The following is a 22,083-nucleotide window of genomic DNA, read 5'->3' as shown; positions in this document are numbered from 1 at the left end:
GACAAGATTGAATTCTTTAAATTAGAAGGAATTCCGTTAAAATGTCAAGATAAAACTTTCTATTTAGAAAAATGCACTTTTTACTTTTATTAGGGGAAAATTATTTCCATGAGTAACATTTATCCACATGCTTATTAATCAAGCATTTGTAATCGTAACTTTGCATCTGAAATGAGACAATTAGTAGATCAATATTATCATAAAGGATTAAGAAACAAGTTAATAGAAAGCTTAAGAGAAAGAGGTATTTCCAATGAGAAAGTATTAGATGCGATTAGAGATGTTCCTAGACATTTCTTTTTAGATTCTGCCTTTGATCGGATTGCTTATGAGGACAAAGCCTTTGATATTGGCGCTGGTCAGACCATTTCACAACCTTATGCAGTTGCATTTCAAACACATTTATTGGATTTAAAACCGAAAGATAAAGTATTAGAAATCGGTACGGGAAGCGCATACCAAGCTTGCGTTTTGGCGCAATTAGGCGCGAAGGTTTTTACTATTGAAAGACAAAAGGAACTATATCTCAATAATCAACAATTTGACTATTTAAAGCAATTTCGATTATTGAAAATGTTTTATGGAGATGGTTTTGCTGGTTTGCCTGGCTATGCTCCATTTGACAAAATTATTATTACTGCTGCAGCGCCTTATATACCAGAAAGATTGGTTGATCAATTGATTACTGGTGGTATTATGGTGATTCCTTTGGATACAGAAAATGGCAAACAAAGAATGATGCGCATTATCAAACAAGTTGACGGAAGTATTACAAAAGAAGAGTTTTCCGAATTTGAATTTGTTCCAATGTTGAAAGGGAAAAACAGCTAATTTCGAATAGAAATTATCTATTTGTAACTCATCCAAACCTTTACACAATTTTGTATCTTTGCGACCAAATTTTAAATCGCTTTTAGAATGGCAAAAGTTAAGGTCGGTATCGTGCAAATGAGTTGTGTCGCTGATAAAAAGGCAAATGTTGATAAAGCAATTATCAAAATTAAAGAAGCTGCTCAGCAAGGTGCTCAGATTGTATGTCTTCAAGAAATGTTCAATACCTTGTATTTCTGTGATGTGGAAGACTATGAAAATTTTAAATTAGGGGAATCTATTCCTGGTCCTACAACCGATATATTGTCAGAAGTTGCGAAAGAGAATAAGGTGGTAATTATCGCTCCATTATTTGAAAAAAGGGCAGAAGGATTATATCATAATACAACCGCAGTGATTGATGCTGATGGAACCTATTTAGGTAAATACCGTAAGATGCATATTCCGGATGATCCAGCTTTTTACGAAAAATTTTACTTTACTCCAGGTGACTTAGGATACAAAACTTTCCAAACCAAATATGCAAAAATTGGCGTATTGATTTGTTGGGATCAATGGTATCCTGAAGCAGCGCGCATTACAGCATTGAAAGGAGCAGAGATTTTATTTTATCCAACTGCTATTGGTTGGGCGACATCTCAAGACGAACCTACCAATAAAGAGCAATTTGATGCTTGGCAAACCATTCAAAGAAGTCATTCTGTAGCAAACGGAGTAAATGTGGTAAGCGTTAATCGTGTGGGTTTCGAACAAGATGGCGCGATGAAATTTTGGGGTGGATCTTTCATTACGAATGCGATGGGACGTGTGAAATATCAAGCGCCACATGAAGGTGAATTGGTACATGTAGAAGAATTGGATTTGACAGAATCCAATCATTACAGAACGCATTGGCCTTTCATGCGTGATAGAAGAATTGATTCCTATCAACCCATTACAAAAAGATTTTTAGACGAAGATTAATACCCATTTTCAATGAGTACGACAAATAATAAAATAAGTCTTTCTGGTTATAGTTTCCCAGCTGAATGGGAAAAACATGCAGCCACTTGGTTGAGTTGGCCGCATAAAGAAGAATCTTGGCCTGAAAGAATTGATCTGATTTATCCAGCATATGCACAATTCATTAAGGAACTTTCTTTTCATGAAAAAGTTTGCATTAATGTGAAGGATGAAGAAATGAAAAATTTTGCTTTGGCGCATATTAAAAAGGTCGAAGCTAATTTGGAAAATGTTCATTTTTATTTGCATCCAACAAATGATGCTTGGTGCCGCGATCATGGTCCGGCTTTTTTGATCAACAAGTTTGAAGATGGTCCTCAAAAGATTATCTTGGACTGGGGGTTTAATGCTTGGGGTGGGAAATATCCTCCATTTGATTTGGATGATGCAATTCCAACTTTAATCGGAAATGCTTTAAATATTCCAGTGATTTATCCGGGGATAATTATGGAAGGTGGCTCGGTTGATTTCAATGGCGCCGGCACTGTTTTAACATCTAAATCTTGTCTTTTAAATAAAAATCGCAATCCGCAATTATCTCAAACGCAAATCGAACAGTATTTGAAAAAATATTATGGAGTCGAACAAGTTTTGTGGGTTGACGATGGGATTGTTGGTGATGATACAGATGGACATATTGATGATACTGTTCGTTTCGTTAATGATCACACGGTTATCGCTGTGTTAGAGGACAATAAAGAAGATGAGAATTATGAAATTTTACAAAAGAATTTGGAACAATTAAAGGAGATGCGATTGATCAATGGTTACCCTTTGAAAATTGTAACGATCCCAATGCCAGATCCAGTTTATTGCGATGGACAAAGATTGCCAGCTTCTTATGCAAATTTCTATATTGCCAATAATGTAGTGATCGTTCCGACATATCGTTGTGAAAAAGATACAATTGCATTAGAAATTATTCAATCTCAATTTCCCGATCGGAAAGTTATAGGAATAGATTCTACAGATATTATATGGGGATTAGGTAGTTTTCACTGTCTGAGTCAACAAGAACCAGCAATCATAGAAGCATAAATTAATTAATAAGGACCTATTTAATGGTCCTTATTTTATTTTTATAGGAACATCATTTTAAAAATGAATAATGTTGGAGTTTGAAAAAATTGAAACAATTATAAATATTTTGTACTTATAATTGTTTGATTCATTTTATCAATAGTATATACTCTTGGAACGCCTGTTGGTATATTTACTTGAACAATATTTTCTGCGGTAATATTTTCTAAATACATCATCAAAGATCGCAAGGAATTGCCATGAGCAGCAATAATTATATTTTTACCACTATGTAATAGCGGCGCGATCTCTTTTTGATAATATGGAATCACTCGGTTGTAGGTATCTTTTAAACTTTCTCCATTTGGCGGAGCGATATCGTAACTTCTTCGCCATATATGAACTTGTTCTTCACCAAATTTTATAGCAGTTTCTGCTTTATTTAAGCCTTGTAAGTCGCCATAATTCCTTTCGTTGAGAGCTTTGTTTTTATGAATGGGTATATTTGGTTCTTTTATTTCGTTTAAAATTATTTCCAATGTTTCCTGTGCTCTTTTTAATTCTGAGGTAAAAGCCAAATCAAAATGATAACCTTCTAATTTTTTTCCGGCACTATGCGCTTCTTCGCGTCCTTTATCCGTTAAGTCTACATCCACTTCACCTGTAAATCTGTTTTCTAAGTTCCATTGGGATTGACCGTGTCTAACAATTACTAATTCAGGCATTCATCAATTTTTAAGTTAAAAAGGGAAATAAATGTAAACTAATTTTTTATATAAAAATCAAAAAGACCAACGATTATGTTGGTCTTTTTGTTAAAAAATATATAACAAATTATTTACTTATTTGGTTGTGGCGTAAAACGCAAATATGGTTTTACGGTTTTGAAACCTTTTGGAAATTTAACTTTTGCATCTTCGTCATTAATAGCTGGAGAGATAACTACATCTTCCCCATCTTGCCAGTTGGCAGGAGTTGTGACACTATAATTTGCAGTAAGTTGCAATGAATCAATTACACGTAATATTTCATTAAAATTTCTACCTGTGGAAGGTGGGTAAGTTAATGTCAATTTTATTTTTTTATCCGGTCCGATGATTACGACGGATCTAACTGTTGTAGTTGCTGCTGCATTGGGATGAAGAAAATCATATAAGGTAGAAACTTTACGATCTTCATCTGCAATAATCGGATAATTAATAGCTACACCACCTACTTCTTCAATATCTTTTGCCCATTTTTGATGACTTTCTAAGCTATCTACACTCAACGCTATAACTTTGACTCCTCTTTTGGCAAATTCACTTTTTAAAGCGGCTGTTTTACCTAATTCTGTGGTGCAAATAGGTGTAAAGTCTGAAGGGTGAGAAAATAGCACGCCCCAGCTATCACCCAAATATTCGTAAAAATCTAAATTTCCTTCTGTTGTAACTGCTTGAAAATTAGGTGCAGTATCGCCAAGATGTAATGACATATTTTTTTGTTTTAGATTAAAAATGAGTTCAAATATAAAGAATAAACGTTTAATCTATAAAATTAATAGACTAAATTAAGTGTTAAAATATGCGTCTTTAATATATGTAAATAAAATAAATATATAATCCAATTAAACCTTTATATTATTTAAAATAAAATATATAGTTTTTTTCTAAAGATTTTAGATAATAACTAAACATAAGCTCTTAATATTCATAAGTGTTTTAAATAAAACAAAAAAAATAATATTTATCAAAAAACAAATATTAAGGATTTATTAAGTTATTGGATTGTTAAAGCATTTAACGTTTTTTAACGTTACTTTGCGAGCAAATTCTATATTTTATGTTATTTAAAAGATTTTTACAATTATGTATTTTCTTTTTGTTACCAGGAGCCATTTGGGCGCAGGTAACAACAGGAAGTATTTCAGGTATTGTTACTGATGTTACAGGAAAACCACTAGATGGAGTTTCTGTAAAAGCTGTTCTTGTAACTACAGGCTTTGTCTCTAAAGCAATTTCACAAAGTGATGGAGCATATACATTACCAAATTTGCAAGCTGGAGGACCTTACACAATTACATTTTCTTATGTTGGATTAACAACACAAACATTTAATGATGTTTATGTAGACTTAGGAAGTGGTAATAAAATTAATGGCGTAATGCAAGATCCTAACATTAAAGAAGGTGCTACTGTAACTTCTAGGAAAAATTCATTAATTAGTAAGAATAATATGGGAATGTCTGTACAAATCGGACAAAAAGAATTGACAGAACTTCCTACAGTTAATAGAAGCATAAATGATTTTGCTCGATTGAGTCCGATTGCACAAGTAAGAAATAGTAGTGCCGATGGAAGTCCGATGGGTATAAGTTTTGGTGGTCAGAGCACGAGATACAATCAATTCACGATTGATGGTGCTAATTCTACGGATATATTTGGATTGTCTTCAAATGGAACCAATGGTGGACAAGCTGGGGTTAATCCAATTCCATTAGATGCTATTCAAAGTGTACAAGTAGTGATGTCCCCTTATGATATAACATATGGTGGTTTCACTGGAGGTGGTTTGAATGCAGTTACAAAATCGGGAACCAACCAAATGCATGGTTCTGCTTATGGTTATACGACAAACCAAAATTGGACAGGAAATAGTGCTGATGATAAATCAAAATTTTCAAAATTTCATAGCTCTTATTTTGGCGGTCGCCTTGGAGGGGCAATAGTAAAGAATAAATTATTTTACTTTGTTAACTATGAAGGTTATCGTAGATCTCAACCAGTTAATAATCAACCAGGAACAGGAGGTAGTAATATTAATACCGCAACTTTAGATCAAATTTCTAATTTTATGAAGACAAATTATAATTATGATCCTGGTGCATATAATGGCTTAAATAATACTATTAATAGTAATACCTTTTTTGCTCGTGTAGATTGGAATATTAATGATAAAAATAAATTGATGATAAGAAATAGTTATGTTGAAGCAAATAACTATAGTTTATCTGATGGGAATAACAGTATGTCATTTGAAAATAATGGTTATACTTTTAAATCCAAAACAAATTCAACAGTTGCACAATTAACTAGTAATATTTCTCCAAAATTATCAAATTTATTAAGAGCTACTTACACTTCTGTAAGAGATAAAAGAGTATTAGGAGCAGGGCCTTATCCATCTATTACAATAAATGATGGTAATGCCACTTATAATGTAGGTTCTGATTATAGCTCACAAGCTAATTCATTAAATCAAAATGTATTTACACTAACAGACAATCTTACATATTACGCAGGTAAGCATACTTTGACTTTAGGTACACATAATGAGTTTGTGTCTGTAAGTAACGTCTTTTATCAAGGTATTTATGGTGGCTATACCTACAATTCACTCAATCACTTTTTGACTGATTCTATTGATCAATATCAAACTACCTATAGAAAAGACGGAACAACAAAAGGCGTAGGTCCTAAAGGTGCTCAATTTGGACTATATATTCAAGATAAATGGGATGTTACATCTAATTTTACATTGAATTATGGCGTTCGTTTTGATATGCCAGTTTACTTCAATAAGGCTGATGCTAATGATCAATTTAATGCTTCTCAAATTGCTATTGACAATAATGTAAACAATACATTAGCACCAAAATCTCGTGTTATGATTGCTCCTCGTATTGGCTTTAATTGGGATATTAAAGGTAATGGTATGACTCAATTACGTGGTGGTGCAGGTATATTTACTGGTCGTGTACCTTTGGTTTGGTTATCGAACCAATATGGAAATACAGGTTCAACAATTATTAAAGAAAACATTACAAAGGCATATACTAATTCTGCAATCAAATTTGATCCTTCCAATCCTTACAGAACTGCAACAGCAGGTAATTCACAACCAGCAACAGAAGTTGATGTAACGGATAGAAATTTCAAAAATCCACAAACATTCCGTGCTAATTTAGCAATAGATCAAAAATTACCATGGGGATTGGTCGGAACAATTGAAGGTATTTATACAAAAACTGTTCATGATATCTTATATAAAGATTTGAACTTACAAGAGAATGCTAGTTATACGTTAGATATAGATGGTAATACTAGACCTTTCTATAATAATACTCGTATTGATAAAAACTATACGAATGTCATGTATTTAACTAATACGTCTATGGGTTATTCTTATACTGTTTATGCTCGTTTACAGAAAACGTTTACAAAAGGATGGATGGGAAGTATCTCATATTCTTATGGTAACTCTTACTCTCTTAATGATGGAACGAGTTCAACAGCCTATTCAAATTGGCGTTATGCTTATACAACGACAGGCAATTTGAATAATTTACAAGAAGCGCGTAATAATTATTCTCAAGGTGGTCGTATAATGGCTTATGTAGCTAAGGTATTTAACTACGGAAAAGATAATGCTTGGAATACTAATATTGGTTTATTCTTTACAGGGCAAAGTGGTCAAACATTTAGTTACCTATTCTACGGAGATGTGAATGGAGATAACCAATCTACTACAACATTTGTTTCTAAAGTTGCACAAGATGTAATGTTTGTTCCAAATCAAGCTTCTGATTTTAAAGTAGCTAGCCAATATGATGATTGGATGACCTATGTGAATGGTAATAAATATCTTAAAGATAACTTAGGAAAATATACAAAAAGAAATGCTTCAAGATTGCCTTGGGAAAATCATTTTGATTTGAAATTATCACAAGGTTATAAATTGGGTAACGGTAATAAAATTACAGTTGAATGTAACATAATGAATGTAAGTAATTTATTAAATGATCATTGGGGTAGATCATATTATTTATCAAATCAATCAGCTTCTCCATTAACAATTGATCATTTCAATACAAATGGTACAACAGTAACACCTATTTATACTTTTAATAGTCAATATGGTAATAATAGTTATACTGGTAAGCCTTGGTCTTACTCTACTTTTGGGGCAAGATGGAACATGCAGCTAGGTTTGAGATATGAATTCTAGATTCAATTATGAGCTATAAAAAAGGCTGGCAAAATTTGCCAGCCTTTTTTATAGCTCATAATTTGATTAAAAGAATCAAGTACTAATATTCGAATTGTTGTTTAAATTTTAATTGTTTCGTTAGCATATCGACTTTTGACATATAGTAACCTGCTTCTTTAGCTATTCTTATAGGTTCTTCATATATGTAATGAATTTCCATTGGGCGTTGATGGTCGTAATCTAATTTCATACTAGGAGAGTAGGCGGGCATATCAATAGTATATTGGATCATTTGAGAAGGTAGATTTACATCTAGTTCTGCTCCACAAGCCTTGGCTCCAGAGATTACTTCTTCCATTATATCTTTAGATAATCCAATTAAATCCTTTGATTGCATAAGTTTGTCGGTCTGACAGCCAAGAACCACCGTCATTCCATTAAAAGCTATATTCCATACCAATTTACGCCAACGTAATTTGTTTAAATCATCCGAAAGTATCACTTTGATATTTTGTTGATTCAATTTTGCAACAATAGTTTGAATATTTTGCTCATTGACATGATTGAAATAACCCAAACTCAAATTGCCGTGATCTATATGCAGAATATGACCAGGGGCAACTTTACTGCTACTAATAAAAGCTAATCCGCCTATAATTTGTTGATCTGGAAAAAGTTTTGCAACATCCGCCTCTACACCTAATCCATTTTGAATAATTACAATTGTCGTTTCTTTTTTAACAATAGGAGGTAATAATACAGGTAAAAGCTTTTCATTTTCTGTAGTTTTCAAACTGACAATAACAATATCCGAAATGGGCATATCGCAACTATCCTTATGTACATGGATATTTTCAAAAGTTTTATTTCCTCTTAATTTGGACTCAATAAAAATCCCTTTCTCTTTTACAGTTTCATAGTCACTTCTACATAAAAAATGGACTTCTTCGCCTGCATCAATAAGCAATGTGCCATAAAACATTCCTATAGCACCCGAACCTATAATTGAAACTATCATACTATAAAATATTAACTTCGCGTTCTAATGTTATTCCAAACTTATCTTCAATACTATGTATTATTCTAGTCGATAAATCAAAAACTTGCGCTCCAGTTGCGGAGCCATAATTTACCAATACCAAAGCCTGATTTTTGTGTACACCATAATCCTTTTCTCTAAATCCCTTCCAACCGGCTTGCTCAATTAACCAACCTGCAGCCACTTTAATTTTATCAATATTACCTTCTATAGTAAAGCCTTTAATATGTGGAAATACTGATTTTAATTTTTCAAATTGTGTTTTTTCTATTGTCGGATTTTTGAAAAAAGATCCTGCGTTGCCTATGATTTTTGGATCTGGTAATTTACTCGAACGAATATTAATAATCGCATCAGAAATGGCCTTAATGGATAAATTATCGATTTGCATTTTCTCTAATTCTTCCTTTATGGCACCATATTCTACATGAAATTGTGGATGTTTAGATAGTTTATAAGTAACATTCAAAATTATATATTCTCCTTTCCATTTTCTTTTAAATGCACTTTCTCGATATCCAAAATTACAATCTTCCTTTTTTATTGTATCAACACGCTTATCTTGTAAATGATAGGCATCCAAACTATAAAAAATATCTTTAATTTCAACACCGTATGCTCCGATATTTTGCATAGGAGAGGCGCCGACACAGCCCGGAATCAAACTTAGATTCTCAATGCCACTATAATTTTTTTCGATACATTTTCTTACGAATGGGTGCCATATTTCACCAGCACCTGCTTGCACTAAAACATAGTCGTCCGTTTCTTCTAATATTTTAATTCCCTTAATTTCATTTTTCAGAACTAAACCTTGTACATCCTTAGTTAAAAGAATATTGCTACCTCCTCCTAATACTAAAGTAGGAGTAGTTGTTTTAGCTTGTTCAAGTATATAAACTAGTTCGGCTTGACTTTCGAATCCTGCAAATTGCTCTGCCATAACATCTATTCCAAATGTATTGTATGGCTTAAGCGAGATATTATTTAAAATGCTCATTTTATCGTTTAATTTTTTGCCCAGATCTGTACTAAGTGTGTGAGAACTTCCAATGATTTTTCCATATCATATACGCCAATCCATTCATGTTTACTATGTATCGCTTGCATTCCGGTAAAAATATTAGGACATGGTAATCCCATATAGCTCAATCGAGAACCATCGGTGCCACCACGTATCGGTTCGCTCTTGAAAGGAATTTCAGCCAATTTATAAGCTTCCTCTGTTTTCTTTCTTATGTCTGGATATTGTTCAATGATCGTGCGCATATTACGATATTGCTCGTAAATGTCTAATTTGTAGCTCGCATTTTCATAAGGAGAAACGACTTCATCAATTATATTTTTTAATAATTTACCCAAATTCTCCAATTTCTGAATATCAAAATCTCTAAGGATAAATTCGATTTTTACTTGCTCTGTATTTCCCGTAATTTCATCTGCATGAATAAAACCTTCCCGACCGCTAGTATGTTCTGGCGCGAAGTCATTTGGTAATTTTCGTAAAATTTCCGCTGCTAATTTTAAAGCATTGATCATTTTACCTTTTGCGTCACCAGTATGCGCGCTCACACCATTGATAGTTAAATGCGCACCATCTGCATTAAAAGTCTCATCTTCATAATCTCCCAAATCGCCACCATCCAAAGTGTAGCCAAATTTTGCACCTAATTTTTGAATATTGACATACTCTGCGCCCAATCCAATTTCTTCATCCGGTGTGAATAGAATCTTTATTTCCCCATGTTTTATATCTGGGTTATTTTGAAGGTTTTCTGCTAATTGCATAATAATTGCCACGCCACTCTTATCATCCGCGCCCAATAATGTCAAACCACTCGCAGTGATAATATCTTTGCCAATATGATTTTTTAAATAGGGATATTTGGATGTATTGATAATCTGTGTCGTGTCATCTGGTAAAATGATATCACCGCCGTCATAGTTTTTATGCAAAATAGGTTTGACATTCGTACCACTAGAGGCAGGTGCAGTGTCAACATGACTACAAAAACAAATTGTTGGAATATTTTTATCTTCAATATTGGATGGAATTGTAGCATATACGTAACCGTATTCGTCCAATTCCACTTCGGCCAAACCTATCTCTTTCAACTCAGATACGAGGACTTTACTTAAGTCCAATTGTTTCAATGTGGAAGGCGTGCTTGTGCTTTCTGCATTGCTTTGCGTATCTATTTGTACATATCTTAAAAATCTTTCCACCAACATAATTCTACATTTTATTGCTACTGCCAAAGGTAACGGAAAGTCTGAAGGAGAAAAACTTGAATTGAACGATTAATGGACTGTGTTTTATGTTTATATTTGGCTTATGACTAAATTTTTATCTGCACTTTGCTTTACCTGTTTGGCAATCGCAGGAAATGCACAGACGAAAGCAAATTACGAATTGGCTTCTCGTTTTTCTCCAGAAAAACAAAAGAAGATGTTATTTACGCAAAATGTGGATCCACATTGGCTAAAAAGTAATAACAAGTTTTGGTACGAATTTGAGACGCCTAACAGTCAACATTGGTATATTGTTGATGCGAGTACTGGAAGTAAAAAAGACATGTTTGATCCAGTAAAATTGGCGGCACAATTGACTTTAATAGTAAAGTATCCATTTGAAGCGCACCATTTACCGATTGATAGTTTACAATTTTTAGCGGATGAAAATACGATTCGTTTTCAAATAAAATCTACTGAAGAGATTGAGAAAAAAGATTCAACAGATAAAAAAAATATAAAAACGACTAAAGAGAAAAAAATCTATTATTTCACTTATAATATTGCTCAAAATAAATTAACTGAATTAACAGATTTTATTCGTCCAAAAAGAAATTATGGTTGGGCGTCCATTGCGCCTGACAGTTCTATGGTTTTATTTTCCAAACATTTTAATTTGTATTGGATGTCTTGGGCTGACTATAAAAAAGCATTAATCAAGGAAAAAGACAGTACAATAGTTGAACATCAAATTACCAAAGATGGTGTAGATCACTATGCATATGGTAGCGATGGAGATGGGGAGGACAATGTTGAGCATGAAAAAAATAAGGATAATCGCAGAGGGGCATATATTACTTGGTCTCCAGATAGTAAACATTTCGTATTGCACCGCACCGATGAAAGAAAAGTAAAAGATTTATGGGTGATAAATAGTTTGTCCAATCCTCGCCCAACACTAGAAACTTATCGTTACGAAATGCCTGGCGATACGAGTATTCCACAATCTGAGTTGTTATTATTCAATGCATCAGATAAGCGTTTTCAACGATTGGATTTGAATAAATTTAAAGATCAAACTATTGGTGTAGAGCGATTGAGATACAAAGAATCTACGCGTGATGATGATTGGCGTCCCAATATTTGGATGGGAGATAATTCCAAATTTTATGTAAGTCGTAGCAGTCGTGACCTGAAAAAAATTGATTATTTATCTGTAGATGTTCTAAATGGAAAAGTTGATTCTCTTTTTGGGGAAAGAATGAATACCTACATTAATACACAGCCGCTTTACGCAATTAAAAATGGAAAGGAATTTATCGAATGGAGTGAGCGCGATGGATGGGGACATTATTATCTCTATGATTCCAATGGAAAATTAAAAAATCAAATTACTACTGGTGCATTCCATTGTGAAAGTATTGAGGGCGTAGATGAGAAAAATAACATTTTGTATTTCACTGCTGGCGGTAGGGAAGATGGAATAAATCCCTACTATTTACATTTTTACAAAATCAATTTGGATGGTAGTAGCTTGCAATTGTTAGATAAGGTAAATTATTATCACACGATTAGCATGAATGATAATGCTACTTATTTCGTAGATAATTATTCTCGTGCAGATGCAGCACCCAAATCAATTTTATATAATGGAACGGGTAAAACCGTGTTGAGTTTGGATACTTGTGATATGAGCTCTTTTTTCGCTGCTGGTTATAAATATCCGCAAATAATTAAAGTGAAAGCAGACGATGGTATTACCGATTTATATGGTGTAATGTATAAACCATTTAATTTTGATAGTACCAAGAAATATCCTTTAGTGGAATATGTATATCCTGGTCCACAAACCGAAGCGGTAAATTATATGTTTGGAAAGGTCGCAGATCGTACAGATAGATTGGCGCAGATTGGTTTGGTGGTTATTACGATTGGAAATCGTGGAGGCAATCCTGCACGTAGCAAATGGTATCATACCTTCGGATATGGAAATTTGCGTGACTATGGTTTAGCTGATAAAAAAGCGGCAGCCGAACAATTATGTGCCAAATATTCATTTTTAGATATTAATAGAATTGGTATACATGGACATAGTGGTGGTGGATTTATGAGTACGGCTGCAATGTTCGTTTATCCAGATTTTTTCAAAGTGGCCGTTTCTTCGTCGGGCAATCATGATAATCGCATTTACAATCGTTGGTGGAGTGAAACGCATAACGGTGTAAAAGAGAATATTAGTGCCAAAGGCGATACTTCATTTGAATATCATATTGCAACGAATCCATCTATAGCCAAAAATCTTAAAGGACATTTGATGTTGACAACAGGTGATATTGATAACAATGTACATCCGGGAAATACGTACCGTGTTATAGATGCATTGATTAAAGCAAATAAACGATTTGACTTCTTGTTATTGCCTGGTCAACGTCATGCGTATGGCAATATGCAAGAGTATTTCTTTTGGAGATTGTGTGACTATTATAGTCAATATTTGTTAAATGATTGGCGCCGTCCGGTAGATATGATTGAAGCAGATAAAGATATTCCAGATACAAACTAATATAAAAACAGCCCATTTTTCAAAAAAGAAAAATGGGCTGAAAAAAATAAAAAATAAAAAAATTAGATAACTAACATCGCATCTCCATAACTAAAGAAACGATATTTATCTTTAATTGCTTTTTGATACGCTTCCATTGCCAAATCATATCCTGCAAATGCACTCAACATGATTAACAAACTTGTTTTAGGTAAATGAAAATTAGTTACCAAGCTATTCGCAATATTAAAGTTGTATGGAGGGTGAATGAATACATTTGTCCAACCTTCACTTGGTTTCAATAAACCTTCGGAAGTGAAGCTGCTTTCCAATGCACGCATCGTTGTGGTACCGATAGCACAGATTTTTCTGTTACTTTCTTTTGCAGTATTGACAATTTTACAAGCTTGTTCGTCTATTCGGTAGTATTCTGCATCCATTTTATGTTTGCTCAAATCTTCTACTTCAATAGGACGGAATGTACCCAAACCAGTATGTAAAGTAACCTCAGCAAAACGAATACCTTTGATTTCGCATCTTTTGATCAATTCGTTACTGAAATGCAAACCAGCAGTTGGCGCTGCAACGGCACCTTCATATTTTGCATATACAGTTTGATACCGTTCACGATCTTCCTCGTCTGGTTTTCTTTTGATATATTTTGGTAATGGAGTTTCACCCATGGATTCTAACATTACACGGAAAGATTCTTCTGTATCTTCCCAAAGAAAACGAATCGTTCTACCACGACTAGTGGTGTTGTCAATCACTTCCGCAACAAGCTCATCATTTTCTCCGAAATATAATTTATTACCAACTCTGATCTTTCTTGCGGGATCAACGATAACATCCCAAAGTCTGTTGGTTTTATTCAATTCTCTTAAAAGAAAAACTTCTATTTTTGCACCTGTTTTTTCCTTTCTACCATACATTCTAGCTGGGAAAACTTTTGTATTATTGATCGCAAATACGTCTTTGTCGTCAAAGTAATCCAAAATATCGCGAAAATTCTTATTGTCGATATTGCCTGTTTTACGATCCAATACCATCATTCTGGCATCTTCTCTTTTTTTTGTAGGATGTTGGGCAATGAGATTGAGTGGAAGATCGAAGCGAAATTGTGATAATTTCATGTGTCTATTTAGTAATATTTGAATTAATAGGCCACATACATTCACTTTTTGTTTATCTTGACGGATAATTACTAAAGTGTCATGTTACGGCATGATAATTTGTAAGCGTGCAAAGTTACTTTAAATTTAGCGAAAAACCAAATAAACCTTGGCTTGATTTGGTATAAATTATTTACACATGATGAAATATTTTTTACTCTTTATTTTTTACTTTTTTATAGCTAATTTCTCCAAGGCGCAATTGAAAATTGTAGAGAAAAATGCCATTCCTCTAGATGGAAACGACTCTCTAATTCACTATTATATGCCGGTAAGTTTAAATCTTGGTAAAGCAAAATATGATACACTCAAGCCCAACGAGATTGAAAAATATATAGAAACAGTACCCGCTGATTCCTTTCAAGTGACAAGAAATGGTCAATTATTGTTAGCAATCGGAGTGAGCACCGGTACAGAAAAGCAGTATTATATTTCGGATAAAATAAATGGAAAAAAGACAGTTGAAAATTCTGAAATAAATGGACAAGTTTCAGAATATCGCGCAACTGAATTAATTGGAAATGGAAAAGATAATAAGGCTGGAATAATTTTCGGAAAATTCAAATATAATGGCAAGGATTATAGCCTTATCACCAATTCTAATTTGGAAAATAGTGTTTTGAAATTAGTAGATGAAATAATGCATGCTGCTCCCACCAAGAAATAATCATTACTCCATTTCGCCTTGATATTGCATTTCATGTAGTTTGTAGTAAAACCCACCTAGTTGCAATAATTCATCATGCGAACCCATTTCTTGAATCACTCCCTTGTCCAAAACAATGATTTTGTCCGCTTTTCTAATTGTAGAAAGTCTATGTGCGATGATAATGGATGTGCGTCCATGAATTAGTTTTTCCATGGCATTTTGTACTAAAATCTCACTTTCTGTATCAATAGAAGAGGTCGCTTCATCCAAAACTAAAATGGATGGATTATACAAAACTGCCCGAATAAACGAAATCAATTGTCTTTGTCCAAGACTTAAAGTATTTCCTCGTTCGCGTACATTAAAGTCATAATTATCAGGTAATTGCATGATAAAATCATGAACGTTGATCAATTTTGCAGCTTCGATAACTTGTTCTTTGGAAATATTGGGATTACGCAAAGTGATATTTTCCATGATTGACCCTGAAAATAAAAAGACATCTTGTAACACAATGCCAATATTTTCTCGTAGTGCGTTCAATTGATATTTATCTATAGAAATATCATCGATTAAAATTTTACCTTTTTGAATAGGGTAGAGTTTATTAATCAAGCTTATTATCGACGTTTTTCCACTTCCCGTATGACCGACTAAGGCAACTGTTTGGCCTGGATTAATATGAAAATCTACATTTTTTAAAACAAAATTCTCGTCATTATAGGCAAACCAAACATGATCAAAATCAACTTTTCCGTTTAATATTTTTGGAATAATTCCCTTTGGATTGGCAACTTCGTTATCATTATTATCCAAAACTTTGAAGATTCTTTCTGCGGCGACCATTCCCATTTGCAAAACATTAAATTTGTCGGCTATCACACGCAATGGTCTGAATATCAAATTTATATATAAAAGAAAAGAAACTAGTAAACCCGAATCCAATTTATGATCAGAAATCCACCAAATCAATAATCCCATACTCAAAGCCATAATAATCTCCACAACTGGAAAGAAAATACTATAAGCAAATATGGCGCGGATATTGGCATCACGATGACCTCTATTTATTTTTTCAAATTTTGTTTGTTCGCGATCTTCTGCTGCGAAAGATTGTACGATCGCAATACCAGAAATATGTTCTTGTACAAAGGCGTTCAATTGCGCGATTGCATTTCTTACTTTGATAAAACTTTTGTTTACGGATTCTTTGAAATAATATGTGGCGACAAATAAAAGTGGGAGCGGAATAATGGAAATAATCGCCAATTTCCAATCAATGTAAAACATCGTAAATAATGTCACAATTATGGTCAATAAATCTGCAATAATTGGGATAAAGCCATCCGAAAAAATATCATTGATACTTTCAATGTCATTAATCGTGCGCGTTGTTAATGTTCCAATGGGGGTACGATCAAATTGTCTTAATTGAAATTGTGTAATTTTTTCATATATAGAAATTCGTAGATCTTTTACAACACTTTGCCCCAACCATGAAGTTAAAAAACTAAATGCAAATCTAGCCAATGACTCAATAATCAAAAAGATAATTTGAAAAATTGTAAGATCAAAAATGAATTGTAATACGTTGTTTTTTACACCATTAGGTAAAAAAAACTGTAACCAAGCTGGAATTATGTGATTTTTCCCAGTCGCATGATTGATGGTTAATTGTATCAAATAAGGACGAATTGGCGTAAATATAGCCAATAAAATACCCAAAAATATGCTGAAATAAAATTGCTTTTTATATGGTCTAGCGTAACTAAAAATACGGTTAAAAAGGGAAAAATCAAATATTGTCTTCTTACTATTTGCACTCATACGCTAGCAAAATTACAGAATATTATGCAAGTGCAGAGACTGCTTATTTGCAAGATTCTCCTTCGAAAATGCCAATTGTTTTAATAATTTCAGCTTGTTTGAAATCTTTGGATAACTTGACTTCTCCTTGAAAAATGGCTTTATCTGCATCTGGATTTTTCAATGATTTCCACGCTTTATTGAATTCGACTTGAGATTTTGGAGAAAAATGCACGTTTAAAGTTTTGTTCCAAGCACAAAGGGTGATTTGCATATTTTCTGATTTCTCAATCACTCCACTTACCAAGGCGGGGCTTATTTGATTAAATTGTTGTGTCGATTTAGTAAATATATATTTGGATGCAAGACTATCCGTATTTACGGAGCCATCATGATTAAGCATTTTTAAAGTGTCCGTATTTTTTACAAAAAACCTTAATGTGTCAGGAGTATTAGGCATTAAGGTCAACGTGCTATCATTGATCTCCCAGTTACCTAAATCATAAAATATATGTTGAGTGGTATCTTTAACTCCTAAATAATTCTGTTCCAATAAATAGGTGAAATCTTTATTTAAAACCAATTTAGATTGGATGCCGCCACAGTCGGCGCATGGTAAAGTCGCCTCATATAAACCATTTATTTCTTTAGAATTAAATTCAGTATTTATAAGTGTATCTTTTTTTTCTACAGAAGCATTTTCTGCAGGGTGATTTTTACAAGCTATCAAGAAAAGTAAAACAAGACTAAATAAAAAACTGAACCATCTTTTCATTTTCCTAGAATTTAAGCAACAAATTAAAGATATTAATGCCAATCATACCTTAAATTAGAGTAAATTACTTTAAAATTTTAATATTTTTTAAGTATTTCTGTGCTATTTCAAAAGCGAATATTAATTTCGCCCACTGATTTATAATATAAACAATATGGAATATAGAAGAATTATATCCGTGACAGGATTAAGTGGCTTATTTGAATTGGTTGGAAGTAAAAATGATGGTGCGATCGTTAAATCATTGGAAGATGGTAAAATTAAATTTGCATCTTCTCGTCAACACAATTTTTCTCATTTAGAAAGCATTGAAGTATATACCACAGAAGATAATGTCAATTTAATTGAAGTATTTCAAGCAATGGATAAAAGCAGTGAAATCTTGCCATCTGACAAAGATGTAGATGCAATTAAAGCTTACTTCGGCAAAGTATATCCAACAATGGATTTTGAAAGAGTGTACAATAGTGATATCAAAAAAATGATCAAATGGTTTACAATTATCAAAAATAATGGTATTGCATTTGATATTGAAGCTCCAGCTACGGAAGAAGTAACTGAAGATTAATATCATTTAAAGATAATGCGTAAAAGAGGGCTTTTAAGCCCTCTTTTCTTATAATTTATCTTTCAATTATGTAAACTTTTAGGTACTTTTTTCAGATTTTAGTTATTTCGCATAAATATGAATGTCGCTTCATTTATTTCCCAAAGGATTGCATTTAATAAACAGAAAACTTTTTCTCGTTTTATCATTCGGTTAGCCACTGCAGCGACCGCTTTAAGTGTTGCGGCGATGATTATTACCATTTGTTTTGTAACTGGTTTTCAGAAAACCATTAGCCAAAAGGTATTTAGTTTTTGGGGGCATTTGCGCGTGATGGAATATATGCCGAGTAAAGCATTGGTTGCAGAAGAATCTCCAATTTCAGCTAATGATACGGTTTTACAAATATTAAAATCCACACCTCAAATTGAGACGATTCAACCATTTGCAACTAAGTCCGCGATTTTGGATAAAAAGAAAGATATTGAAGGTATTTTAATAAAAGGTGTCAATCAAAACTATAATTTCAAAAATCTCGATCCCTATTTAAAATCAGGACATTGGCCTAATTTTTCTGATACGAATTATAGTCGAGAAATTGTCATCTCTCAGCCCATTGCAGATGAATTGAAAATAAAACTCAACGATCAAGTTGTTCTATATTTCATTTCTTCTGAACAACAAAATGCGATTGCAAGAAAAATGAGAGTGGTAGGCTTTTATAAAACCGGGATTGAGGAATATGATAAATTATTTGCAATTGGCGATATTCGTTTGATACAAAAAATAAACGGTTGGTCTGATAAAGAAATTGGCGGTTATGAAGTCTTTTTAAGAGACTATCATCAGATGGATACCGTTAGCGATTTTTTGTATGATGAATTACCTGATGCATGGGTGAGTAGAACGATTAAGGAAATTTACCCAAGTATCTTTGATTGGTTAAATATTCAAGATGTTAATCGAAATGTTATTTTTATAGTGATGTCAATTGTAGCTATTATCAATCTTATTACCTGTCTATTGATTTTAGTTTTAGAAAGGACTGCAATGGTTGGTATATTACAATCATTAGGTGCTCAAAACTCATTATTAAGAAGAATTTTCCTTAACTATGCATCCGTAATTGCAATAAAAGGAATTATTATTGGATTTATAGTTGGAGTTGGTATATGTTTATTGGAGCAATTTACTGGATTCATAAAATTAGATGAAAATTCCTACTATGTATCTTCTGCTCCGGTTGCTATGATGTGGGGACAGATTTTGCTTGTTTGTGCTGCGACATTTATAGTTTGTTATATTTCACTTTTGATACCGGTATTCATTATTAAAAACATAAAACCAGTGAAAGCAATCGCTTTCAACTAAATATTTGCATGAAACAAAAACCGATACATCCAGCCTTACAAAGCTATTTGGATGGTGAAGTTATCTTATTGGATAAGCCTCTACATTGGACATCCTTTGATACTATAAGAAAGCTGAGAAGATTAATTGGGGTAAATAAAATAGGTCATGCCGGCACATTGGATCCTCTCGCTACTGGATTGTTGATAATCTGCACTGGAAAAAATACGAAAAGAATCAATGAGTTCATGGCTCAAGAAAAGGAATACACGGGTACTATAACAATAGGTGCAACTACTCCAACTTATGATCTTGAATCCACTCCTGAAAATACTAAAGATTTTTCCCATATTACGAATGAAAAAATATTAGAAACAGTAAAGCAATTTGTAGGTGAAATACAACAAGTACCACCCATTCACTCTGCAATTAAGCAAGGCGGAAAACCAGTGTATCTAGCCGCAAGAAAAGGGGAGGAAGTTAAACTAGAGCCTAGAATAATTACTATTTACGCCTTTGAAATTGAAAATATTAAATTACCAGAAATTGATTTTCGAGTAAGATGTTCAACCGGCACCTATATTAGAAGTTTAGCTAATGATTTCGGTGCAGCGCTGGGTGTTGGTGGTTATTTGAGTAAATTAAGACGAACTAAAATTGGAGCGTTTGATGCCGCAAATGCGGAATCAATGGATGGCTTGGAAATGAAAATTAATGACCTAAAGGCTGATTGGGATAAAAATAATATTTAGCTTGGGTTATTAGAATTTATATGTTAAATTTGCACTCCCAATAGGTCTCCGTAGCTCAGTTGGTAGAGCAACTGACTCTTAATCAGTGGGTCTGGAGTTCGAGCCTCCACGGGGACACTTGAAAATCAAGCAGTTATGTATTTTCGTTCATAGCTGCTTTTTTAATTTGCACACAATTTGATACACAAGCAATTTTCGATGTTTTAAAATGAAATTTTAACATTTAAAATATCATTTTATTTTAAGTTGAAAGTGATTATCTTTAAATAGATCTAATTTGTTTATAGATGCCAACATTCTGGAAAAAATTACACTTCTATTTTAAGACCATTTGGATTTATTATCGTGCGATTCCAACGGATGGACAAGTCTACAAAAGAACATTTGGTCCGGCTGGCTTAGAATCTGAAATTCATTTTCTAGACAGAATTGTAAATAATAACTGCTGCGTAACCTTACATAATATCGAATTGAAATCTATTTCCTCCACAATTTTTTGGCAAGAAGATATTTTCACTAAATTAGTTAGGTGTACCTACCTCAATTTTTCAGAAAGATTTTTTGATGATATTCTTGTTACATTGGAACAATTATCCTTGGAAAATAAACAAAGCTTATTTACACTGCTTCGAGAAAATGACAAACCCTATAAATATCCCAATCCCACAGATCCATTGTATGAATATGCCCGAACAGCTAAAATATCCAAAAGTGAATACCTCCCCGCATTTCAACGACTCATTCATAAAGATTTACAAATCCGTCAATCTTTATTACAAAAACTTCAACAGGATTTGTCTTTGGATCCAAATGAAATTAAAATCGACAATTTTGAAAGCAAAAATGTAAACCTTGAGTATAGTGCAACGATGCAACCGAAAGAGTGGAGAATGCTTTTGGAAGAAAAATTAAATAACTACACGCCTCTTAAAATTATTATTGCACCAGAACTTTGGGAGTCATTTATCAATGTGTTACTCAGCGCTCCGGCAGGAACAACCAAAAACTACACAACTACGCCTTTACTTGAAAACATTACAAACGACAAAAGTACTTTCAGAAATTTTCACCCCAACATATATTATATCCTGAAATATTGCTACCTAAACACAAATTTAATAGCCGATAAAAATGAAATTGACCTAGAAAGCTTCGTCACTCGGGTATATGACAGTTTACAATTAGATAAAACTGGCATAAAAAACAAAAAAGTCCAACTTGCGTATCAGGAAGCAATCAAAAGCTTAATGATTTTAAATGGATTAAATAATTGATTTACAAATAGTTATACCAAAGCTATTTTGAGAATTTCTTATTCTGCTTATATTCTATTCTTATTAAATTCATAATCCATTCGTAGCGAATCACTGCATTTAATTTCGGGTTGTCAACGATTAT

Annotated in this window: 18 protein-coding genes and 1 tRNA gene; 11 read left to right on the top strand and 8 right to left on the bottom strand. The window is 33.1% G+C overall.

Annotation, left to right across the window (positions count from 1 at the left end; translation table 11 throughout):
• The first annotated feature begins 171 nt into the window (after nucleotides 1-171).
• From E0W69_RS10105 to E0W69_RS10095, 3 genes are all read left to right on the top strand, one after another.
• Nucleotides 172-831 (top strand): protein-L-isoaspartate(D-aspartate) O-methyltransferase, encoded by a 660-nt coding sequence (locus E0W69_RS10105; protein WP_131329938.1) that lies wholly within the window; start codon nucleotides 172-174, stop codon nucleotides 829-831.
• 87 nt (nucleotides 832-918) lie between these two features.
• Entirely contained in the window at nucleotides 919-1,794 is an 876-nt protein-coding gene (locus E0W69_RS10100; protein ID WP_131329937.1) for a carbon-nitrogen hydrolase, read from the top strand.
• 12 nt (nucleotides 1,795-1,806) lie between these two features.
• On the top strand, nucleotides 1,807-2,871 hold the full coding sequence (locus E0W69_RS10095) for an agmatine deiminase family protein (RefSeq protein WP_131329936.1): 1,065 nt from the start codon (nucleotides 1,807-1,809) through the stop codon (nucleotides 2,869-2,871).
• Between the two features lie 98 nt (nucleotides 2,872-2,969).
• Here E0W69_RS10095 and E0W69_RS10090 read toward each other — a convergent pair whose 3' ends face one another.
• Together E0W69_RS10090 and E0W69_RS10085 are read right to left on the bottom strand one after the other, a co-directional pair.
• A complete protein-coding gene (locus tag E0W69_RS10090; protein WP_131329935.1) occupies nucleotides 2,970-3,578 on the bottom strand; it encodes a 2,3-bisphosphoglycerate-dependent phosphoglycerate mutase in 609 nt (202 codons plus the stop codon).
• A 113-nt stretch (nucleotides 3,579-3,691) separates the two neighbouring features.
• Nucleotides 3,692-4,327, bottom strand: coding sequence for a peroxiredoxin (locus E0W69_RS10085; protein WP_131329934.1), 636 nt, complete (start codon nucleotides 4,325-4,327; stop codon nucleotides 3,692-3,694).
• Between the two features lie 347 nt (nucleotides 4,328-4,674).
• On the opposite strand from E0W69_RS10085, the gene E0W69_RS10080 reads away from it, so the two are divergent.
• Entirely contained in the window at nucleotides 4,675-7,839 is a 3,165-nt protein-coding gene (locus tag E0W69_RS10080; protein WP_131329933.1) for a TonB-dependent receptor, read from the top strand.
• An 82-nt stretch (nucleotides 7,840-7,921) separates the two neighbouring features.
• On the opposite strand, the gene E0W69_RS10075 is transcribed toward E0W69_RS10080, so the two are convergent.
• From E0W69_RS10075 to pepT, 3 genes are read right to left on the bottom strand one after another with little or no spacing between them, the layout of a single operon-like run.
• Complete coding sequence (locus E0W69_RS10075; protein WP_131329932.1) at nucleotides 7,922-8,839, bottom strand: 2-dehydropantoate 2-reductase; 918 nt, start codon at nucleotides 8,837-8,839, stop codon at nucleotides 7,922-7,924.
• A gap of 1 nt (nucleotide 8,840) precedes the next feature.
• Nucleotides 8,841-9,860, bottom strand: a complete 1,020-nt coding sequence (gene murB / locus E0W69_RS10070) for a UDP-N-acetylmuramate dehydrogenase (protein WP_131329931.1) — start codon at nucleotides 9,858-9,860, stop codon at nucleotides 8,841-8,843.
• Nucleotides 9,861-9,868: 8 nt separating this feature from the next.
• Entirely contained in the window at nucleotides 9,869-11,092 is a 1,224-nt protein-coding gene (gene pepT / locus E0W69_RS10065; protein ID WP_131329930.1) for a peptidase T, read from the bottom strand.
• 103 nt (nucleotides 11,093-11,195) lie between these two features.
• On the opposite strand from pepT, the gene E0W69_RS10060 reads away from it, so the two are divergent.
• Nucleotides 11,196-13,655 (top strand): S9 family peptidase, encoded by a 2,460-nt coding sequence (locus E0W69_RS10060; protein WP_131329929.1) that lies wholly within the window; start codon nucleotides 11,196-11,198, stop codon nucleotides 13,653-13,655.
• A 62-nt stretch (nucleotides 13,656-13,717) separates the two neighbouring features.
• On the opposite strand, the gene queA is transcribed toward E0W69_RS10060, so the two are convergent.
• Nucleotides 13,718-14,767, bottom strand: a complete 1,050-nt coding sequence (gene queA / locus E0W69_RS10055; protein WP_131329928.1) for a tRNA preQ1(34) S-adenosylmethionine ribosyltransferase-isomerase QueA — start codon at nucleotides 14,765-14,767, stop codon at nucleotides 13,718-13,720.
• Nucleotides 14,768-14,945: 178 nt separating this feature from the next.
• Between queA and E0W69_RS10050 the strand changes: the two genes are divergently transcribed.
• Nucleotides 14,946-15,473 carry a hypothetical protein gene (locus E0W69_RS10050; RefSeq protein ID WP_131329927.1) on the top strand — a complete coding sequence of 176 codons (528 nt, stop codon included), beginning with the start codon at nucleotides 14,946-14,948 and terminating at the stop codon, nucleotides 15,471-15,473.
• A gap of 3 nt (nucleotides 15,474-15,476) precedes the next feature.
• Here E0W69_RS10050 and E0W69_RS10045 read toward each other — a convergent pair whose 3' ends face one another.
• Together E0W69_RS10045 and E0W69_RS10040 are read right to left on the bottom strand one after the other, a co-directional pair.
• On the bottom strand, nucleotides 15,477-17,282 hold the full coding sequence (locus tag E0W69_RS10045; protein ID WP_131329926.1) for an ABC transporter ATP-binding protein: 1,806 nt from the start codon (nucleotides 17,280-17,282) through the stop codon (nucleotides 15,477-15,479).
• A gap of 43 nt (nucleotides 17,283-17,325) precedes the next feature.
• A complete protein-coding gene (locus tag E0W69_RS10040; protein WP_131329925.1) occupies nucleotides 17,326-18,036 on the bottom strand; it encodes a copper resistance protein NlpE in 711 nt (236 codons plus the stop codon).
• Nucleotides 18,037-18,190: 154 nt separating this feature from the next.
• Here E0W69_RS10040 and E0W69_RS10035 point away from each other — a divergent pair, with 154 nt between their 5' ends.
• The 5 genes from E0W69_RS10035 (at nucleotide 18,191) to E0W69_RS10015 (ending at nucleotide 21,959) form a co-directional block, all read left to right on the top strand.
• Nucleotides 18,191-18,604, top strand: coding sequence for a DUF5606 family protein (locus tag E0W69_RS10035; protein ID WP_191968026.1), 414 nt, complete (start codon nucleotides 18,191-18,193; stop codon nucleotides 18,602-18,604).
• 117 nt (nucleotides 18,605-18,721) lie between these two features.
• Entirely contained in the window at nucleotides 18,722-19,954 is a 1,233-nt protein-coding gene (locus E0W69_RS10030) for an ABC transporter permease (RefSeq protein ID WP_131329924.1), read from the top strand.
• An 8-nt stretch (nucleotides 19,955-19,962) separates the two neighbouring features.
• Nucleotides 19,963-20,685, top strand: coding sequence for a tRNA pseudouridine(55) synthase TruB (truB, locus tag E0W69_RS10025; RefSeq protein WP_131329923.1), 723 nt, complete (start codon nucleotides 19,963-19,965; stop codon nucleotides 20,683-20,685).
• A gap of 44 nt (nucleotides 20,686-20,729) precedes the next feature.
• Nucleotides 20,730-20,802 (top strand) — tRNA-Lys (locus E0W69_RS10020).
• Nucleotides 20,803-20,972: 170 nt separating this feature from the next.
• Nucleotides 20,973-21,959 carry a hypothetical protein gene (locus E0W69_RS10015; protein ID WP_131329922.1) on the top strand — a complete coding sequence of 329 codons (987 nt, stop codon included), beginning with the start codon at nucleotides 20,973-20,975 and terminating at the stop codon, nucleotides 21,957-21,959.
• The last annotated feature ends 124 nt before the right edge of the window (nucleotides 21,960-22,083 follow it).

Source organism: Rhizosphaericola mali (genome assembly GCF_004337365.2).
GTDB classification, from domain to species: domain Bacteria; phylum Bacteroidota; class Bacteroidia; order Chitinophagales; family Chitinophagaceae; genus Rhizosphaericola; species Rhizosphaericola mali.
The sequence above is the reverse complement of the archived record's forward strand: the minus strand, read 5'-3'. Positions and strand labels throughout refer to the sequence as shown.

Excerpts from the sequence above, each read along its gene's own strand:
- E0W69_RS10105 (WP_131329938.1), top strand. The coding sequence starts at position 172 with ATGAGACAATTAGTAGATCAATATTATCATAAAGGATTAAGAAACAAG.
- E0W69_RS10100 (WP_131329937.1), top strand. The coding sequence starts at position 919 with ATGGCAAAAGTTAAGGTCGGTATCGTGCAAATGAGTTGTGTCGCTGAT.
- E0W69_RS10095 (WP_131329936.1), top strand. The coding sequence starts at position 1,807 with ATGAGTACGACAAATAATAAAATAAGTCTTTCTGGTTATAGTTTCCCA.
- E0W69_RS10090 (WP_131329935.1), bottom strand. The coding sequence starts at position 3,578 with ATGCCTGAATTAGTAATTGTTAGACACGGTCAATCCCAATGGAACTTA.
- E0W69_RS10085 (WP_131329934.1), bottom strand. The coding sequence starts at position 4,327 with ATGTCATTACATCTTGGCGATACTGCACCTAATTTTCAAGCAGTTACA.
- E0W69_RS10080 (WP_131329933.1), top strand. The coding sequence starts at position 4,675 with ATGTTATTTAAAAGATTTTTACAATTATGTATTTTCTTTTTGTTACCA.
- E0W69_RS10075 (WP_131329932.1), bottom strand. The coding sequence starts at position 8,839 with ATGATAGTTTCAATTATAGGTTCGGGTGCTATAGGAATGTTTTATGGC.
- murB (WP_131329931.1), bottom strand. The coding sequence starts at position 9,860 with ATGAGCATTTTAAATAATATCTCGCTTAAGCCATACAATACATTTGGA.
- pepT (WP_131329930.1), bottom strand. The coding sequence starts at position 11,092 with ATGTTGGTGGAAAGATTTTTAAGATATGTACAAATAGATACGCAAAGC.
- E0W69_RS10060 (WP_131329929.1), top strand. The coding sequence starts at position 11,196 with ATGACTAAATTTTTATCTGCACTTTGCTTTACCTGTTTGGCAATCGCA.
- queA (WP_131329928.1), bottom strand. The coding sequence starts at position 14,767 with ATGAAATTATCACAATTTCGCTTCGATCTTCCACTCAATCTCATTGCC.
- E0W69_RS10050 (WP_131329927.1), top strand. The coding sequence starts at position 14,946 with ATGATGAAATATTTTTTACTCTTTATTTTTTACTTTTTTATAGCTAAT.
- E0W69_RS10045 (WP_131329926.1), bottom strand. The coding sequence starts at position 17,282 with ATGAGTGCAAATAGTAAGAAGACAATATTTGATTTTTCCCTTTTTAAC.
- E0W69_RS10040 (WP_131329925.1), bottom strand. The coding sequence starts at position 18,036 with ATGAAAAGATGGTTCAGTTTTTTATTTAGTCTTGTTTTACTTTTCTTG.
- E0W69_RS10035 (WP_191968026.1), top strand. The coding sequence starts at position 18,191 with ATGGAATATAGAAGAATTATATCCGTGACAGGATTAAGTGGCTTATTT.
- E0W69_RS10030 (WP_131329924.1), top strand. The coding sequence starts at position 18,722 with ATGAATGTCGCTTCATTTATTTCCCAAAGGATTGCATTTAATAAACAG.
- truB (WP_131329923.1), top strand. The coding sequence starts at position 19,963 with ATGAAACAAAAACCGATACATCCAGCCTTACAAAGCTATTTGGATGGT.
- E0W69_RS10015 (WP_131329922.1), top strand. The coding sequence starts at position 20,973 with ATGCCAACATTCTGGAAAAAATTACACTTCTATTTTAAGACCATTTGG.